This window comes from Sphingobium cloacae (genome assembly GCF_002355855.1).
Taxonomy (GTDB): domain Bacteria; phylum Pseudomonadota; class Alphaproteobacteria; order Sphingomonadales; family Sphingomonadaceae; genus Sphingobium; species Sphingobium cloacae.
Genome location: NZ_AP017655.1, coordinates 1,635,314 through 1,653,285 on the forward strand (window position 1 = coordinate 1,635,314; position 17,972 = coordinate 1,653,285).

Annotated in this window: 17 protein-coding genes; 10 read left to right on the top strand and 7 right to left on the bottom strand. The window is 62.0% G+C overall.

Going from position 1 to position 17,972, the window contains the following annotated elements; translation table 11 throughout:
• Nucleotides 1-361: 361 nt before the first annotated feature.
• The 3 genes from SCLO_RS07915 to SCLO_RS07925 all read left to right on the top strand — a co-directional run bounded on the left by SCLO_RS07915 (nucleotide 362) and on the right by SCLO_RS07925 (nucleotide 4,137).
• Complete coding sequence (locus SCLO_RS07915) at nucleotides 362-718, top strand: DUF6152 family protein (protein WP_083949040.1); 357 nt, start codon at nucleotides 362-364, stop codon at nucleotides 716-718.
• A gap of 87 nt (nucleotides 719-805) precedes the next feature.
• Complete coding sequence (locus SCLO_RS07920) at nucleotides 806-1,564, top strand: hypothetical protein (protein ID WP_231923386.1); 759 nt, start codon at nucleotides 806-808, stop codon at nucleotides 1,562-1,564.
• Between the two features lie 161 nt (nucleotides 1,565-1,725).
• A complete protein-coding gene (locus tag SCLO_RS07925) occupies nucleotides 1,726-4,137 on the top strand; it encodes a TonB-dependent receptor (RefSeq protein WP_231923387.1) in 2,412 nt (803 codons plus the stop codon).
• A gap of 67 nt (nucleotides 4,138-4,204) precedes the next feature.
• Here SCLO_RS07925 and SCLO_RS07930 read toward each other — a convergent pair whose 3' ends face one another.
• A complete protein-coding gene (locus SCLO_RS07930) occupies nucleotides 4,205-4,762 on the bottom strand; it encodes a cytochrome c (RefSeq protein WP_066516252.1) in 558 nt (185 codons plus the stop codon).
• Nucleotides 4,763-5,379: 617 nt separating this feature from the next.
• Here SCLO_RS07930 and SCLO_RS07935 point away from each other — a divergent pair.
• The 3 genes from SCLO_RS07935 to SCLO_RS07945 all read left to right on the top strand — a co-directional run bounded on the left by SCLO_RS07935 (nucleotide 5,380) and on the right by SCLO_RS07945 (nucleotide 8,367).
• Nucleotides 5,380-6,411, top strand: a complete 1,032-nt coding sequence (locus SCLO_RS07935) for a sterol desaturase family protein (protein WP_066516253.1) — start codon at nucleotides 5,380-5,382, stop codon at nucleotides 6,409-6,411.
• Nucleotides 6,412-6,487: 76 nt separating this feature from the next.
• Nucleotides 6,488-6,811 (top strand): 2Fe-2S iron-sulfur cluster-binding protein, encoded by a 324-nt coding sequence (locus tag SCLO_RS07940; RefSeq protein WP_066516254.1) that lies wholly within the window; start codon nucleotides 6,488-6,490, stop codon nucleotides 6,809-6,811.
• 248 nt (nucleotides 6,812-7,059) lie between these two features.
• Nucleotides 7,060-8,367, top strand: coding sequence for a helix-turn-helix domain-containing protein (locus SCLO_RS07945; protein ID WP_174521947.1), 1,308 nt, complete (start codon nucleotides 7,060-7,062; stop codon nucleotides 8,365-8,367).
• A gap of 104 nt (nucleotides 8,368-8,471) precedes the next feature.
• Here SCLO_RS07945 and SCLO_RS07950 read toward each other — a convergent pair whose 3' ends face one another.
• Both SCLO_RS07950 and SCLO_RS07955 read right to left on the bottom strand, forming a co-directional pair.
• Nucleotides 8,472-9,086 carry a hypothetical protein gene (locus SCLO_RS07950; RefSeq protein ID WP_066516258.1) on the bottom strand — a complete coding sequence of 205 codons (615 nt, stop codon included), beginning with the start codon at nucleotides 9,084-9,086 and terminating at the stop codon, nucleotides 8,472-8,474.
• A 61-nt stretch (nucleotides 9,087-9,147) separates the two neighbouring features.
• On the bottom strand, nucleotides 9,148-9,402 hold the full coding sequence (locus tag SCLO_RS07955) for a hypothetical protein (RefSeq protein WP_066516259.1): 255 nt from the start codon (nucleotides 9,400-9,402) through the stop codon (nucleotides 9,148-9,150).
• Between the two features lie 413 nt (nucleotides 9,403-9,815).
• Between SCLO_RS07955 and SCLO_RS07960 the strand changes: the two genes are divergently transcribed.
• The 4 genes from SCLO_RS07960 to SCLO_RS07975 all read left to right on the top strand — a co-directional run bounded on the left by SCLO_RS07960 (nucleotide 9,816) and on the right by SCLO_RS07975 (nucleotide 14,734).
• Nucleotides 9,816-12,155 (top strand): TonB-dependent receptor, encoded by a 2,340-nt coding sequence (locus SCLO_RS07960; protein ID WP_066516262.1) that lies wholly within the window; start codon nucleotides 9,816-9,818, stop codon nucleotides 12,153-12,155.
• 20 nt (nucleotides 12,156-12,175) lie between these two features.
• Nucleotides 12,176-12,604, top strand: coding sequence for a DUF6152 family protein (locus tag SCLO_RS07965; RefSeq protein ID WP_123905465.1), 429 nt, complete (start codon nucleotides 12,176-12,178; stop codon nucleotides 12,602-12,604).
• 282 nt (nucleotides 12,605-12,886) lie between these two features.
• Complete coding sequence (locus SCLO_RS07970) at nucleotides 12,887-13,465, top strand: hypothetical protein (RefSeq protein WP_231923388.1); 579 nt, start codon at nucleotides 12,887-12,889, stop codon at nucleotides 13,463-13,465.
• Nucleotides 13,466-13,693: 228 nt separating this feature from the next.
• Nucleotides 13,694-14,734 carry a VPS10 domain-containing protein gene (locus SCLO_RS07975; RefSeq protein WP_066516274.1) on the top strand — a complete coding sequence of 347 codons (1,041 nt, stop codon included), beginning with the start codon at nucleotides 13,694-13,696 and terminating at the stop codon, nucleotides 14,732-14,734.
• Nucleotides 14,735-15,238: 504 nt separating this feature from the next.
• Here the strand turns inward: SCLO_RS07975 and gstA are convergent.
• From gstA to SCLO_RS08000, 4 genes are all read right to left on the bottom strand, one after another.
• A complete protein-coding gene (gene gstA / locus SCLO_RS07985; RefSeq protein ID WP_066516276.1) occupies nucleotides 15,239-15,841 on the bottom strand; it encodes a glutathione transferase GstA in 603 nt (200 codons plus the stop codon).
• Between the two features lie 61 nt (nucleotides 15,842-15,902).
• Complete coding sequence (locus SCLO_RS07990; RefSeq protein WP_066516279.1) at nucleotides 15,903-16,250, bottom strand: RidA family protein; 348 nt, start codon at nucleotides 16,248-16,250, stop codon at nucleotides 15,903-15,905.
• Between the two features lie 18 nt (nucleotides 16,251-16,268).
• On the bottom strand, nucleotides 16,269-17,528 hold the full coding sequence (locus tag SCLO_RS07995) for a D-amino acid dehydrogenase (protein ID WP_066516281.1): 1,260 nt from the start codon (nucleotides 17,526-17,528) through the stop codon (nucleotides 16,269-16,271).
• Nucleotides 17,525-17,764, bottom strand: coding sequence for a hypothetical protein (locus tag SCLO_RS08000; protein ID WP_066516283.1), 240 nt, complete (start codon nucleotides 17,762-17,764; stop codon nucleotides 17,525-17,527). The genes SCLO_RS07995 and SCLO_RS08000 overlap by 4 nt, the downstream gene beginning before the upstream one ends.
• Nucleotides 17,765-17,972: the final 208 nt, after the last annotated feature.

A 17,972-nucleotide genomic window follows, 5' to 3' on the forward strand; every position in this document is an offset into this window, starting at 1 on the left:
GTCTTTATGCATAACAGGAATCATATGCTGGCGCCACGTGATAAATTTGTCAGGACACACCTCCTCGACCCATTCGTCAACGCTTGATAATTCATTTCAATATATTGATTTATATCGATTTATTATAGGATTCCACCCTACCGCCACAGGTGGATCCGGCAGGGCCTACCGTTCGCTTAACGCAACAGTATTGCGTTAATGTGAAGTTGTGTTACTTAAACGAGACCATCAGCGGGAAATAGCCATGGCATTCCTATATACCCCACGCGACGATTCCGGTCCCCAGCAGGAAAGCGGCTGTGGCCGGTACGGCAAGACCGCGTCACCATCAGAGAGAGCATCGATGAAACACAGAAGCATCATGGCGCTGACCGCAATAGCCGCAGCCTTCACCGCCGGCACTCCGGCAACGGCCCATCACTCCTTCGCGATGTTCGACCAGACCAAGACGGTCGTCCTGCAAGGCGTGGTCAGCAAGTTCGAGTGGACCAATCCGCACGCCTTCGTGATCCTGGAGCTTCCCGTCAACGGCCAGAAAGTGGCCTATACCCTGGAGTGCAGCAGCCCCGCGCTGATGCGGCACGCCGGCTGGAAGTTCAACACCATCAAGGCCGGCGAACGCGTCAGGGTCGCGATGCACCCGCTCAAAAACGGCAAGCCCGGCGGCATGCTCGCCAAGATCAAGGTGCCCGACGGAAGACTCCTCGCCGCCTGGTGAGCTTCGACAGGACGATACCGGCGCCCCGGCAAGCGATCGGAAGAGGACGGAATGGCTGAAACAACGCAGGTCCGCAATTGGCGCAAATTGGCTGCGATCGGAATCGGTTGCATTCTGGTCGCATCCGCGCTGGTCGGCCTGGGTTCGTTCATCGGGTCCAAGGTCGGGGCGGCGGACGATCCCGACATAACGGGGGTCTGGAATCGCTACCCGCCCTATCCGGACACCTTCTCGACCGAACCGGAGCCGGAAGAACTGCAAGTGGTGGAGCCGCCGCTCAAGGAGCCCTATCTCACCGAATGGCGGAACATGCGACAGCGCCGGCAGGATGCCGATGCCGCCGGCAGGCCACTGCCCACGCCCAGTTCGCTATGCCAGCCGGAAGGCATGCCGTCGATCATGGGCGCCCATTATGCGATGGAATTCCTCCAGACGCCCGGACAGGTCACCGTCCTCGCCGAGTTCCTGACCCAGACACGCCGGATCTATCTCAACCAGCCGCTGCCCAATCCCGACGACATCGAACCCACCTATAATGGATATGCCGTCGGCAAATGGGAGGGCGATACGCTCGTGGTGACGACCTACGGGGTCAAGGAGGATGTCCGCTATGAGGATATTCCGCACTCGGCCAAAATGAAGATCGTGGAGCGATGGCATCTCATCGCGCCGGACATCCTGCAAAACGACATCACCATCGAAGATCCGCAATATCTGGCCAGGCCATATAGCTTCAACTTCAAATATAAGCGGGAGAAACCCGACTATAAGATCGCCGAGTTCGTTTGCGAGAATGAAAAAAACATCATCGAAAAAGACGGCAGCCTCGGCGTGAAAACGGAATAGGGAATCCGCACGGCCCAGACCGGGCAGTGGGAAAAGCAAGCAGTGTCAAGGCGTTCCAGATGGGGTTAACGGCTCTTTCCAGAACATGCGCCGACAGAAGATCAGGTGATCCACGGCCGATGCCTTGCGCTGTCATGCCACAGCAAAAGGGGAAACAGGTCATGAATATGTCGAACCGAACCACCCGCCATGTGCTGGCCAGTCTTATGGCGACCAGCGCGCTCCTTGTGGCCATGCCTGGCCATGCGCAATCTTCGGACCCGGGCAGCGCCCCGCCCGCGATCCAGGACCAGAGCACGTTCGGCGATATCGTCGTCACGGCCAACAAGCGCGGCGAGAATCTCCAGAAAGTGCCGATTTCCGTCAGCGCCTTCTCCGGCGAGCAGATCAACCGCCTCAACGTGCGCGACACGACCCAGATCACCCAGCAGATCCCGTCCCTTCACGTCAATGCATTCTCTCCGAAGCTGACGATCTTCAGCCTTCGCGGCATTTCCCAGAACAACTTCACCGACCAGCTCGAAGCGCCCGTCGCGGTCTATCTCGACAATGCCTATGTCGCTTCGATGAACGCCATTTCCGGGCAATTGTTCGACGTGAAGCGCATCGAGGTGCTGCGCGGTCCGCAGGGCACGCTTTTCGGACGCAACGCCACGGGCGGCCTCATTCACTATCTCAGCAATGACGCCAGCGAGGAAGAATTCAACGGCTATGTCCAGGGCGACTATGGCCGCTTCCACAGCTGGTCGCTCGAAGGCGCGGGCGGCGGCGCGCTGGCGCCCGGCCTCCGCATCCGCGCGGCGGCACGGGTCGAGAAAGCCGACGGCTACATCAAGTCGCGCGATACCGTCCTCGACGATGGCACCGTCCTGCCGGGCAGCGGGCAGGATCTCGGCGGCCGCAACGGCTGGTCCGCGCGGGTCAACCTGCAATATGACGTCTCGCCGGACGCCACGATCGGCTTCTGGTACAAGCATGCGGAAGACAATCATGTCGCGACGGGCGGCTATGTTTTCGAGAATTGCGATATCGAGGCCAACGGATACTGCCACACCGACGCAACGGGGCTGAGCGACGGCACCGGCGGCGTCATCAACAGCCTGACGGGAAAGCCCGCTTCGCCCTGGGAGCATTTCGGCGAACGGCGCGGAAATCTGGACCGGGTCGTCAACAGCTATCAGGGCGATCTCAACTGGCGCCTCGATGACGGCATCACGCTGACGGCGATTACCAATTATCTAACCCTCAAGCAGCTCTATGCCGAGGATGGCGACGCACAGCCGACGCTGATCGCGAATGTCGACACGTCCATGGATTTCCACCAATTCTCGCAGGAAATCCGCCTTGCCGGCGAAAGCAGCGCCCTTAAATGGCAGGTCGGGGCCTATTTCCTCGACATGAAATATAAGGGGTATCACAATATCACCGGCGCGCCCGTCATCGATCTGGCGATCGCGGCGAATGGCGACTTCGACACCCCGACGGTGGAGCAGCCTTACAAGATCAAGTCGCGCAACTGGTCCTTGTTCGCCCAGGGCGACATCACCCTGACGGACCGGCTCTCCCTCACCCTGGGCGGACGATTCTCCTCGGACCGGAAGTCGATCGACTATCAGGCCATATTGGTCGATCCCGTCATCAATCCCGATCCGGTGACCCTGTTCACCGGCGAGGGACTTGCGGCGATCGTGCCCGGCGTGAACCGGGAAAAATTCGATGGCTGGGCCGCGCGCGCTTCGCTGAATTATCAGGCCACCAGCGACACGCTGCTCTTCCTGTCCTGGAATCGCGGCATCAAGGGCGGAAACTGGTCGCTGTCCTCCAACATCGATCCGCCGGACTTCAAGCATCGCCCGGAAACGCTCAACAGCTTCGAGGCGGGGTTCAAGACCGCCTTCCTCAATCGGACGCTCCGGCTGAACGGCACGCTGTTCCACTATATCTATGACGATTATCAGGCCTTCTCCCTCGCGGGAGGGGTGCCGCATGTCTATAATAGCGATGCGCATTCGACGGGCGCGGAACTCGAAGCCTTCTGGTCTCCTTCGCGCCGGTTCGACGCGGTGCTCGGTGCGACCTGGCAAACCTCGCATGTGGACAGTATACCCGCCACCGGAATCCAGGTGGGACCGGAATATTTTCCGGGCGCTCCCAATACCCAATATTGCACCAACCAGGGCGGGTTCTTCCTTTGCGATTTCCCGCAGAAGACTATCGTGGGGGCGCAGTTTCCCAACTCGCCCCGGTTCAGCCTGAACTATCTGCTGCGCTACAATGTCGATGTCGCGAACGGCAATATCGCCGCGCAGGTCGACGGTGCATGGTATGACGATCAATATCTCGAAGTCACCAACGGCAGATCGTCACTGCAAAAGGCGTATAATGTCACCAACGCGTCGCTGACATACACGCATCAGGACACGGGGATCGCCCTGACCGCATGGGGCAAGAATGTCTTCAACAAGGCTTATCGCGCCTATGTGCTGAACCTGGGCATCCTGGGCACCACATCGACCTACGCGCCGCCCGCGACCTACGGCGTGACGCTGCGGGTTCCGTTCGGACAGCGCTAGATCGAACGGATCGCGCGCGCCTCGCTGCCAGGCGGCGAGGCGCGCGCGAAGGCATTTCCCACCCGGCTTACTGGGGCGTGGCCTGCTGGGGATACCAGTAGCGCAGATGGCAGTCTTCGCAGACCTGGTCGAGCGCCCCGCTCAGGGCGGCGAGCTTCACCGCATCCCGTTGCTTGGCCGCCTCCGAAAACTCCTTGCCACTCTGCGCGAGCGCCTGCGCCATGGCGGAAAAGCTTTCGGGGTCCTTGTCGATAAAGGCCTGGACCTGCTGCGGAGTGGATGCGCCGGGATTTTCCTGGTCCTGGATGGTTTCGCCCGGCCGCGCCACGACGATCTTCTTGGTCTCGGCCAGTTCCGTCGCCTTGGCTTCGAGCGACGCGCCCGCCGCGATGATCTTGGCCCAATCCTCATCCGTCAGCCGCGAGCCGTCCGGCGCGCCTTCGTCGTTCATCCCCCTGTTGCTGACGTCCCAGAGGATCTGCGCCTGAGGCGCGACGACATCCTTCATCGCCTCGTGCAACACGCCTGATCGAACCTCCGTCCCGCCGGCATGGGCCGAATGCTTCTGGCAAGCGGTGAGAATGAGCGGCAAGCAGATGGCCACCAGTGCGATATTCTTCATCATATACCCCCTCTCACAAAAGCTGTGACGCCAACCGTCATGCGTCCGGGGAGACGCGTGCATCAAGGAGATTACCGTTGCGAAACCGTGGCGCCGCTCCACCGCCCGGCCGGCATGTCCTTTGCCCCCTTCTCCAGCCCGCCCCGAAGACCGTCAGGAAGGTCATGATGTCCGGCAATCCGGGAACCCAGCATCATTCTGCCCGCCAGGAGGCGGCCTGACGGCCCGGTGGCGGATCGACGCACGTTACCGCCATGTTTCGGGAAGGTTACACATCCACGGCAGACCGCTTGCGCAGTCTGAAGGCAGGGAATGCGTGGGGTGAGGCACATATCCCCGTCCCCCTCCCAGCATCCCGAGCGCAGGCCGTCGCCGCCGCGACGCGGCCCGGCGCGTACCGTTCGTCTACCGTTAGTTACTTGTCCCCCGCCGGACACCACCCGAATGTCGACAGGAGCCCGCCGCAGCAGCCCGTCATCCTTCCTTCCGGACCAAGCACGGGCGCGCGGCGAACATCTGGCCGTCGGCCATAGTGAAAGGCGCGAACTGATATTCGAGGCAAGGCCGCTTCAAGCCTTGACGACAGGTCGAAGCAGACGCGCCGTGGATGAGGATAGGATATGGCGAAGCATGATATCTGGACTTCGATCGCGGCCTTCTATGAGCCCACGCTGGAAATGGTGGAGCTATGGACCTGGGGTATTCCGCTTTTCGTGACCGTCATAGCCGTGATGTTCATGCTCTCCGAGAAGAGGCAGGGCCCGCTGACCGTCCGTTCGCTGATCGGTTCGATATTCCCCCGGGAACAATATGCCCATCCATCTTCCCGTGTCGATATATGGAACGGCGTCCTCCTCCTCGCGATCGGTTTTCCCCTGATTGGCGTCATGGCCATCAACGGTCTCGCCATCGCGGGGAATATAGCCGCCCACGCCAGCCATGAACTGGGCGTCCGCGATCCCATGATCCATTCGGCATGGGCCATGGTAGCCATCCAGTTTATCGTCTATTTCCTCAGCGTGGACTTTGCGGGATATTGGGTCCACCGCTGGTGCCATACGGTGCCTTTCCTGTGGAATCTCCATAAACCGCATCACACCGCGGAAACCCTGACGCCCTGGACGCTCTTCCGGCAACATCCGATCGAATTTCTGATCCTGAACGCCATCCCGGCCATGTTCGGCGGCGTCGTGACCGGGTTGGTGCTTTATGCGACGGGCACGACGATGCATCCCGGCACCGTGGCCGCCGTGGGGATACAGGCCTATGCCGCCTTCTTCATCGTCGACGTCTTCTCCCATGTTCACGTGCCCGTATCCTATGGCTGGCTGAACAGGATCGTCCTCGCGCCTGTCATGCACAATCTTCATCACAGCCTGGAGCTCCGTCATCGGGACAAGAATAATGCGGTTCTGCTGACGGTCTGGGACTGGATGTTCGGCACGCTTTACCTGCCCGAAAAGGGGGAAACCTGGCGGTGGGGACTCAACGAGGAAGAATTCGGCGAGGCCAATCCGCACAGAACCGTCAAGGCTTTCTATCTCGAGCCTTTCACGTCCGTCTGGGCCTATCTCCGGCAGGCGTGGTCGCGCCAGGGCGAGCATGAGCCCCATCGCGACGGACAGCAACTCTCCTCCGACAGCCCTTCCTGAAACGGCCGACGGCTGTCAGCGCCGCGCGAACCCCCGTTCCGCGGCGCCCCCTCCCCCAATAGAAAGCGAAGCGTTCATGACGACGGTCACATATATCGAAGCCAACGGGACGGAACATAGGGTCATCGTCCCGGCGGGCGTTTCCGCCATGGAAGCCGGCCGCAACAACGGCGTGCCGGGCATCGGTGGCGATTGCGGCGGGCAGGCCGCCTGTGCTTCATGCCATGTCTTCGTCGATGACGTCTGGCTGGGCCGGACCGGGAAAGCGCATCCTGAAACCGAACTCGGCCTACTGGCGCTGTCGGATGACTTCCGGGAAAGCAGCCGGCTGGCCTGCCAGATCGAGCTGACGGACGAGTTGGACGGTCTCGTGCTGCAAATGCCGGAACGTCCCTGCTGAACCATCTTTTCAAGGGCCGGGACCGGTATCCGGCGTGACTGTTGCGCTGGCAGTGCCGGGCATGTAAAAAGGCGTCGATTTTTAGGCTCGGCTCGATTGTCCACCTCTCAGAACGCTCGACCTGATATGTCTCCCTATTCCGGTTATCCCGCCAGGCGGCCGGTCCGTTTTTGCAGTTCGAATCCGGCGAGCGCGCACCAATATCAGCAAAAAGCCCCGTTCCGCGCCTTCCATGCCAAACGGTCGCGATGAGGAAGCGGAGCGGGATATTGCAGGAAACAAGCGATACAGATCGGCTTACCGCCCACGGTCAAAGAATCCGGAAGAGCGGCGCGCTCGGGAAATCGCTGCAAATCAACCGTCTCTTCGACCTGCTCCTTGAGCGATCGCTGGCCGGCACGGCGGCGAAGGAAATCGACATTGCCCAGAATGTGTTCGGCCGGTCCACCGATGTCGATCTGGCGGCCGATGCGACCGTCCGGGTCTATGCCCATCGGCTCCGGAAAAAGCTGGATGCCGTGCCGGCCGATGAGCAGGGCGAGCGCCTGATCCTCCCGCGCGGCGAATACCGGCTCGTTGTCGTCCCCGCGGATGCGGAAGCCGGGGATCATGGCGACGATCCCGTCATGGAACGCCCGCACCGGCGCGCATGGCGATGGCTTGCCGCGGCGGTGGCCTTTCTCGCGCTCAACCTGCTATGCTGGTTCTGGTTCGCGAATGAGCCGTCCAGGGACCCTCGCCTCGACACCATTTTCTGGAAGGGCCTGGCGAATGATCGCACGCCGGCCCTGATCGTTTCCGGCGATTATTATGTTTTCGGCGAGCAAGGCCCGAACGGCGCGATCCAGCGCATGATCGCCGATCCCGCCATCACGTCCAGCGAGGACCTCACTCAATACAAGATGCATACGCCCGGCGCCGACAAGGCCTATGTCGACATGAACGCCTATCATCTGCCGGAGGGGCTCGCCTCCGCCCTTGCCTCGATCGCCCCGATCGTGACAGCCGCGCGGTCCGGAAAGGCCAATCCGCCCAGGTCCATCACGATCTCCCGCTTCACCAACGATATGCTGACCAGCCAGGATATCGTCTATGTCGGCTTGTTGAGCACCCTCAGGGAACTGCAGGAACCTCTCTTCAGTCTTTCCGGCTTTTCGCTATCGGCGAGCAGCGACACGCTCGTGGATCGAGCGAGCGGGCATCGCTTTCAATCGGACTGGGCCGATCCCTCCAGAACGGGGATACTGCGCCGTGATTATGCCTATCTCGCCAGGCTCCCGGGGCCGTCTGGAAACCAGATCCTGGTGATCGCCGGCACGCGGGATCCCGCCCTGGTGGAAGCAGCGCAGATCGCATCGGACAAGGCCGAACTCAGCCGCTTGCAGGCCCGATTGGGCAAGGGCGAGGCTTTCGAGGCGCTGTACGAGGTGCGCACATTCGGGCCATCGAACATTTCCCGCCAATTGCTGATCGCGCGCCCGCTCCATGTCGACCGGATGTGGCCTGCGAGGAAAGATGCTCCTGTCCGTGCCGACATGTCGGAGCGCGCGCAATAAACGCTGGCGGATTCTGACGGCCGACCTCCATCCGCCAACAGCCGGAAACCGCCGATTGCCTCGCGGCCCTCTCCGTCAGCCCCGGCAGGAACGCAGCCGACGCTTCATTTCTGCCTCAGGTGCTGAAGGCGGGGATCGCCTCCGTCAGGATACCAGAAGGTGACATGGCAGCCTTCGCAGGCGCTGTCGATTTCGCTTCCCGCCTCGAACAACGCCACCGGATCGCGCTTGTCGATGGCGGCCAGCGCAACCTTCGTGGTCTTCTGCATATTCTGGGCAAAGGCGACAAAGGTCTCATGATCGCTCGCCAGCAAGGCATCGATCTGCTCGGTCGTCAGTTCGCCGGTCAGACGCGGCGTGTCGGCCGGGGCGGCGTGCCTGCCCTTCATCATGACGAGATTCATGGCCTCGATCAAAGTGATCGCATGCCGCCGGACGTCCTTCCACTCCTCCTCGGTCCGCGGCCGGCGCTTGTCCACGCCATTCCTGTCCGACACCGTGGCGACCGACTCCCAGACACCGTCCGCAGCCGGATCCACGGTGGAATCCATCAGCTCCCGGATCGAAGTCGATGTGTCGAACGGGGCCGCCGACGCGGCCTCGCCCTGTCCGGCCCCGGCCTGATTGGCGACCGTCCGGTCAGACGTCTTTTCGGAACATCCGGCAAGCGCCGCGACGGCGGCCAGCGATACCGACAAGGAAATGAGATGCAGACGCATTGTGCCTTCCTTCGATCGACGCCCATGATCCCGGATGCCCGGCCCGGCCACGGGATTGGGGCTATCGCGCGGCTTTCTGTTCCCCTGCACCGACATCAATGATGCCGTCCTGCGCGGGATCGAGCGGCTGGTCCAACACCTTGTCGATCTCGCTCGGTGTTCCGGCCGGCTTTCCGGGCTGGCCGCCGGCCTGGCCAGCGCCCGCCGCGGCCCCTGCCTGATTGTCGCCGGCCTGATCGGCGGTCTTGGACGAACAGCCGCCCAGCGCCGCCGCCGCGCCCAATGCCGCAACGAAGATGATCGGATAACTGCGCATAATCTCTCCTTTCGAAACGCCCCTCGGTGGCGTGGTTCGACTCGATGGCCCGGATTCTATGCCGTATACTCAACAATCCATCGAATTTAGCTATAATCGTTTACCCATATCGCAGGCGCCTCGGGTTTTCCGCCCTCGCGAAGTGCTCCCGCCCGTCCCGACACGGCCCGCAGCGCGGACCAGCTCCATCTTTCCTCTTTCATCCAACTGATATGGAAACATATTTTTGACGCCTGACAACGACTTCACGCGCCACGCAATAAGTTTACTTAACGCAACAATGATGTTGTTTATGGACTTTGGGTTGCCATATCGCTATAGATCGGCCATGCCAACGAGAATCTCGTGTGCCTTTTTCGTGCAGGAGACCCGCAGCCTAAAAATGAGGCTGAATCAAAGGGGAAGGATCCAAGATGCGACATGAAATTTTCGCAACCATTTCCAGGAGGAGCATTGCATTCCTGCTCGCCACCTCCTCCTTCGTGGCGATCACGCCGGCCATCGCGCAGGACGCTTCGGCGGATCCCGCGCCCCAGGCCGGCGCAGCACGCCCGGCTTCGAATGAAGAGATCGTCGTGACGGCGCGCCGCAAGGCGGAAGGATTGACGGAGGTTCCCGCGTCGATCACCGCCTATTCGTCGGAATTTCTGCAAAACCAGAATATTCAGTCGTTCGCGGACTATGCGACGAAGATTCCCAACCTCACTTTCCAATATGGCGGGGGATCGGATTATGCCTCCACCGGCTTCAGCGGCGGTCGGACGACCACCATCCGCGGCGTGGCGGGCCTCAACACGACGGCCTATTATATCAACGACACGCCGGTTCCCTCTTCGGTCAGCCCGCAGGTTCTCGACCTCGAACGCATCGAGGTGCTGAAGGGACCGCAGGGCACGTTGTTCGGCGCCAGTTCGATGGGTGGCAACCTGCGCTTCATCACCAGCAGCCCGTCCCTGACCGAGAACCGCTACACCGTCCAGGCCCAGGTCGGCAAAACCCGCGATGCCGGAACGGACGTGGACGCCAACGCCCTTGCCAGCGTGGTCCTTGTCCCCGATCAGGTCTCGCTCAAGGCCGCGTTCGGCTATACCCGTGACTCGGGCTTCATCTCGCGCCGGTTCCCCGATGGTTCGGGGCAGCTGGTCACGAAGGGCGGCCAGGGCCGCAGCGAAGTCTACGCCGGTTCGCTCGCGCTCCGCGTCAAGCTCGCCGACGATCTGGAAGCCACGCTGAGCGGCATCGGGCAGTGGTCCGAACTGAACGGCTATCCGGCCGCCTATGTCCCGCTCCCCGGCTACAAGCCGGTCAGCTACACGCTCGACCGCGATCGGGACATCCAGGAATATTCCAAGGATCGCTGGGCCCTCGGCTCCTTCGTCCTCAATTACACCGGGTCGGGCATGTCGGTGGTATCTTCCACCAGCTATTTCGCCCGCAAGGTGAACGAGCAGGAGGATATCACCGAAGGGACCAATCAGTTCATCACCGAAACCTACGGCGTCGATATCGGGAACCCGGCCTTTTTCTCGCAGGCGGCAGTGGAGAACCGGCGCTTCACGCATGAAACGCGCCTTTCCTTCGACGAGGGCACGGTGCTGCCGAACCTGTCGGGTATCTTCGGCATATTCTACCAGCACCAGTTCAACAGTTTCGGCCAGCGGCCGATCGTCTTCCCGGCGCTTCAGGAATCAGGCCTGTTCGAACCGGGCAATATCGCGAGCGGGCGCTACCCCAGCCATGAGGACAATGTCGCCCTGTTCGGGGAGCTTTACTACGAAGTCGTGCCCAAGCTGACGCTGACCCTGGGCCTGCGCCAATATTGGATCAAGCAGAAGTCGGATGAAGTCGCGATCAACGATTTCTTCACCGAACCGGGTGGCGAAGTCATTCCGCGGATCAAGAACAAGCAGTCCGGCCTGATCCCCAAGGCGGTCATTTCCTACAAGATCGGCCGGCAGGGCAATGTCTACGCGTCCGTGGGCAAGGGCTTCCGCGTGGGCGGCACGCAGGCGCCGCTGCCCGATATCTGTTCGAGCGACCTCGCCGACATCGGCCTGACGCGGGAAGACGCGCTGCGCTACAAGCCCGACAAGCTGTGGAGCTATGAAATCGGCGCCAAGAATAGCTTCGCCAATGGCCGCCTCAATGTGTCCGCCGCCGGATTCCAGATCGACTGGTCGCACATCCAGCAATCGGTCTTTCTCCCGACCTGCACCTTCGGCTTCGTTTCCAATGCGGGCAAGGCGCGCATTCGCGGCGGCGAGCTCGAAGTGTCGGGCCGTCCGTTCGCCGACATCCCGCTCACCATCCAGCTCGGTCTGGGCTATACCGATGGCGTTCTGCGCGATCCCGGCCTGATCCCTCAGGACGCCAATACCCGTCTGGTGCAGGTTCCGAAATGGACCGGCACCATCGCCGGGCATTATGAGACCGAGTTGAGCGACGGCATCGGCATGTTCATCGGAGCGGACTATAGCTATACGGGGTCCGTCAAGGTTGCCAACAGCGCGGGCGGCTTCCTGAACCGGCAGGCGTTCAACATCGTCAACGGCAATATCGGCATCACCTTCGGACGATCGAAGCTGATGATCTACGGCAAGAACCTCCTCGACAAGCGACTGAATTACGGCGATCTCTATCCGGCCGGTTTCGAGCGCCAGGAAATGCTGGAAAACGGTTCCTTCCAGCGCCTGCCACGCGCGGCGGTCAGCCGGCCTCGGCAGATCGGCGTCCAATATCGCGTCGACTTCTAGGGGAAGGCTGGACAGAGCACATGCGCACCGGAGCCCCATCAGCAACGGCCAAGCCATCGCAGCGGCGCGTCATGCGCCGCTGGTCGACTGGCACGGTCTTGCTGTTGGGCCCGGTGCTTGCGCTGGGTTCGGCGCCGGTGACGGCGCATCATTCCTTCGCCATGTTCGACAAGCATCGGACGGACAGGATCGAAGGCACGGTGACGCGCTTCGAGTGGACAAATCCCAATGTCCGCATCGAAGTCGCGGCGCCCGGCCCGCAAGGCGCGAAAGTGACTTACAAGATCGAAAGCGCCAGCATCAACATGCTGATGCGCAATGGATGGCGGTATAATTCGATGCAGACCGGGGATCGCATCACCGCCATGTTCAATCCGTTCAGGAATGGACGGCCCGGCGGCTTGCTCCGCGAGGTCATGCTCGCAAACGGAACGAGACTGGGGGGCTGATGCGATGATACCCCATGACTATCCCATTGTTAAGGCGGGCGCAAAAGACGGCCCATTGGTGGAGAGTGCCTCATGAGATTTTTGCAAGCTGCTGCGCTACCCTTGCTGGGCCTGGTCCTGCTGGCAACTGGCGCCTGTGACGGATCGTCAAACTCCTCGAACGCGGTACAGCAGGCGGATGCCTCCCAGAGGCCTGATTTTTCGGGCACCTGGACCCGGTATCCGGACAACTGGGCCGGGGACGATCCCGACAATCCGCCTCCCCCCAACGGCCCCTTCCCCTTGAAGGAGCCCTACGCCACGCAATATGCCGAGTTCATCAAGAAATCGCGCGCCGCCGATGCCGCCGGGACGCCGCTCGCCACGCCGACGACGCGCTGCCTGCCCGAAGGCATGCCGGATATCATGAGCGCCCGTTACCCGATCGAGATCATGCAGAACTCCAGGCGGCTCGTCGTGCTGGCCGAGTTGCTGACGCAGACCCGCCGCGTCTACATCAATGAAAAGATGCCGCCGCTCGATGAGATCGAACCCTCTTTCAACGGCTATTCCGTCGCCCATTGGGAAGGGGACACGCTGGTCATCGAAACCGTCCGCGTCCGCCCGGACGTGCGCTTCTTCAACGTGCCGCATAGCCTGAACATGAAGCTCACGGAACGCATGCGGCTCACGGCGCCCGATATGCTCGAAAGCAAGGTCGTGATCGACGATCCGGAATATTTCACGAAACCATATGAGTTCACGTTCCAGTATAAACGGAACAACGACTACAAGATCATGGAATTCATTTGCGAGAATAACCAGACGAAGGTCGATGCCGATGGAAAGGCGTCCCTCAATCTTCAAACAAGCGGGAACTGACATAGAAGCACCATGCCAACGAAAGGGAATCCGGTTTTGTTCGATGCTTGCCCGCGCCCGCGCCGATCCGATCATGGGTGGCGAGGCGGCATCGACACCCCCCTCTTCCACGCGAGGCGGAGCACGCGGCCCGATATCGCCTCCGCCCAGGGATCGGGACCCTGCCTTCTTTCCGACGATTCCCGCGAGACTTCTCGCTTGCGGCAACAGCATTGAAAGGTAAATGAAATGAGTAGCGGAACACTTCTCGTCGCGACTGTCGGGCAGGCCGTCATTCGCAGCGCCGACGACGGCGGCACCTGGAATCGCCTCGGCGTTGGCCAGGTCCTCGAATTCGACGCGATCACCCGTTCGCTGAGCATCAGCCCCGACAGTCCGGAGACGATCTATGCCGGCACCGACATCGGCCTGTGCGTCAGCCACGATACCGGCGGCACCTGGGAACGCGTCGACTCGCCCTTCAACGGCGAGACGGTCTGGAAGGTGGCGGTCGATCCCCAGGATGCCAGGCGCATCTTCGTCGGCACCGGCGCGCCTTCGCGGGCGGTGCTGTGGCGGACGCTCGACGGGGGCGAAAGCTGGTTCCGGGCGCCGGTCGAGATTCCCGAATTCTGCGCCGGCGTGAACCGCCCGCGACTGCTCGCCTTTGCCTATGATCCGACGGACCGCAATCAGCTCTGGTTCGGCCTGGAGGAAGGCGGATTGTTCTACAGCCGCGACGGTGGCGACAACTGGACGCGCCTGGATGACCGGCTGCTGTGGGACTTCAATTCGGACATCCACAATATCGTCGTACTCCCGAACCATGGGCGCAAGGTCATCGTCGTGGCGTGCGTCAATGCCATCTATCGCAGCTTCGACGACGGACAGACATGGAGCGGCATCCTCGCCAAGGAAGTCTTCGGCCTTTATTATGTCCGCGCGCTGACCAAGCCGGTCGGCAGCGAGGACACGCTGTACCTGAGCATCTCCGACGGCACGCCGGGAACCACCAGCAAAATTCTGGTTTCGCGGGATGCGGCCGAGAAGTGGGAGATCATGCCGCTGCCCCAGCAACCCAATTCCTGCATCTGGGCAATTTCGGTCAATCCCACGAACCCGCGTCAGATCGTGGCCGGCACGAAATATGGCCATTTGTTCACGTCCGAAAATGGCGGCGACACCTGGCAGAAGCAGTGGCGGGATTTCAGCGAGATCGCGGATGTCGCATGGACGCCCGCCATCGCCCAGATCAAGGCGGCTCATCAGTCGATCGTCACCGCGAAATAAGGCGGGCGACGCATACCGAATAGCGCGCTGCCGTTCGGCTTTCACTTGGGTGGAACTTGTGGAAGCCGCGGTAGCGCACTAGGTCGGGGGCCTCTGGAGGGACGGCTTCTCTCCTCTCCATGTCCCGTACTTCCGGGGTCCCCGACTTTTCATCGTCCCGCGCCATATGGAGAGCCCAGGCCCGATGCCGCCTTCGATTATGAGACCCACGGCATCATCGTCGGCAAGGTGGGCTCGATCCGCCTCTATGGCAAAGTGCGGCCCCTGATTTTCGGCGACGGCGGCTTCCTCCAAGTCCAGGCGTGCGCCTGATCCGGATAGGCCCGTCTCAACCGGCGGTCGTCAGTCGGAGATATCGATAGCGGCTGGGTTTGGAGCAAGCTCCATGTCGGGTCGATCGCTCCGTCAGGGGCTGCCCGGCGGCATGGCCCGTCCAAGCGATCGACGCCACGGTTCAACGGTTCCGGATGGACACGTTGTCCTGCCGGCCCTGTCGAAAGCTTCCTATTCGCCCTCTTCCCGCAAGGCGGCCTGGACGGACGGGCGATCCCCGACACGCACCATGAAGGCCGACAGATTGGGATAGGCGCTCAGATCGATGTCGACATGATTGGCCCAATCCACGACGGTAAAGGCATAGGCGTCCACCACGGTGAACTGCGTTCCCGTGAGAAAGGGCTGCGCGGCCAGCAGGCCGTCGAGTTCGGCAAAGCGATCCGCCAGCTTGGCGCGCACGATCTGCCTGGTCTCCTCGGGCGTGTCGTCGCGCCAGAGCCAGCTGAACGTCTTGTGCAATTCCGTCGCGATGACATTGAGCCAGCTTTGCGCCCGAAGCCGCTCGCGCGTGCCGAAGGCGGGCAAAAGCTCGCGATGGCTTCCGCTGTCGGCCAGATACTGCACCAGCACGGCCGTTTCGGTCAAACGCTCTCCATCGTCGAACTCCAGCACCGGCACATAGCCGCGGGGATTGACCGACCGATAATCCGAACCGTCCGGAAGCGTGTAACCGTCCAGGTCGACCTTTACCAGGTCCAGGCTCACCCCCGCTTCGAGCGCGACGATGTGGACGGCCAGCGAACAGGCATAAGGCGCGTAATAGAGCTTCATGACACAGATCCTCCTTCCAAAGGGGGTGGACGGCAGCGCGCCAGGCGCGCTGCCGCCGCAATCATCTCTTCGCTGCGACGATGATGACTTCGACCTTATAGTCCGGCGTCGCCAGCTTGGCCTCGCCCGTCGCCCGCGCCGGTGCCTCGACGCCCTCCAGCCAGGCGTCCCACACTTCGTTCATCGCCGCGAAGTCGGCCATGTCCGCCAGCCAGATCGTGGCGCTCAGCAGGTGATTCTTGTCGCTGCCCGCCCGCGCCAGCAGAGCGTCCACCTGCGCCAGCGCGCCTTGGGTCTGCGTGGCGACATCCTGGCCGGGCGCCGCAATCTGTCCGGCCAGATAGATCGTATCGCCATGGATCACCGCCTGGCTCATGCGCGGGCCGGTGTCTAAACGCTGGATTGCCATCAATTCGTCCTTTCTTCTTCAGTGACTGTCATATCTATCGAGCGACAGGTCGCTCGTATCGATTGCGGGATCGCGCTCGCTGATGATGTCCGCGATCACATGGCCGGAACCGCACGCCATCGTCCACCCCAGCGTTCCATGTCCCGTGTTCAGGAACAGGTTGGAATAGCGCGTCCGTCCGATGATGGGGGTGCTGTCGGGCGTCATCGGCCGCAAGCCCGACCAATAGGTCGCGCCCGCCAGATCGCCGGCCTCCGGGAAAAGCGTTCCCACCGAATGTTCGAGAGTCGCGCGGCGCGCCGGAGGAAGGCTGTTGTTGAAGCCGGAAATCTCGGCCATGCCGCCGACCCTTATGCGATCGCCCAGCCGTGTGATCGCCACCTTGAAGCTCTCGTCCAGCAGGGTGGAGACGGGCGCCCGCTCGGCGGCGACGATGGGGGCGGTGATCGAATAGCCCTTGACCGGATAGACCGGCAGCCGCAGTCCCAGCGGACGCACCAGCCCCGGCGAATAGCTGCCCAGCGCGACCAGATAGGCGTCGCCTTCCAGCGTTCCCGCGCTGGTGGACACGCCGGCGACCGCGCCCCCGGCGGTGACAAGGCCCTGGATATCCACCCCATAACGGAAGCTCACGCCTTTGGCGGCCGCCATCTCGGCCAGCGCGTTGGTGAACTTGTAGCAATCGCCGGTTTCGTCATTGGGCAGCCTCAGGCCGCCGGCGATCGACTCCTTGCTGTAAGCCAGGCCCGGCTCGGCAAGGATGCACTCGTCCCGCGAGAGGATCTCGAACGGGACGCCATCGGCCCGCAGGACCTCCACATCCTTGTCGATGCCCTCCAGCTGTCGCGGATCGCGGAACAACTGCAAGGTTCCCCGGGACCGTTCATCATATTGGATGCCCGTCGCCTGCCGCAGGTCGATGAGGCGGTCACGGCTGAACTCGGCGATGCGCACCATCCGGCTCTTGTTGACGGCATAGCGCGAGGCGGTGCAATTCCGCAGCATCGCCACGAGCCAGCGCAGCATGGCCATATCGACCTGCGGCCGCAGGATGAGCGGCGCATGCTCCATGAACAACCATTTGAGCGCCTTCATGGGAATGCCGGGCGCCGCCCAGGGCGATGCGTAGCCCGGCGAAATCTCGCCTGCATTGCCGAAACTCGTCTCCAGCGCCGGACCGGGCTGGCGGTCGACGACCACGACCTCATGGCCGGCTTCGGCAAGATACCAGGCGGACGTGACGCCGACCACGCCGCTGCCAAGAATGATGACCTTCATGAATTGCGGCTCCCGCTGATGCCCCGCCCGCAGCCGTCCGCATGATCGGGCCTTGCCCCGGGAAGCGCCGCGCCCGGCTGGATCGCTCCGGGGCCGGCGCGGTCCGCCTTCCTCATCACGGCTGCAAGCCGCGATGGCGCAAAGCGCTTCTGGATTCGCCGATCATTGTCCGCCTGCGCGCCGAGGCCGATACAAAATTGCGCGCCTGCCGCTACCTTCGGAATCGATAACGCCATGCCCGCTCCTTCACCCGATGAAGCTAGGACATGTCGTTCGAAATTATATGCCATTCATTCGATGATCTTGCGATTCTTGCATAAATCATGGCCAAATTTGTCGCCTGAACGGGAAATCATATCAATATCGCTCGACGAAGCCGATCGACCTGCCCTTCATCCGCCCGCCTCGCCGCCCGCTCTCCGGCCCGGCGGCGAAGGCCGGCTC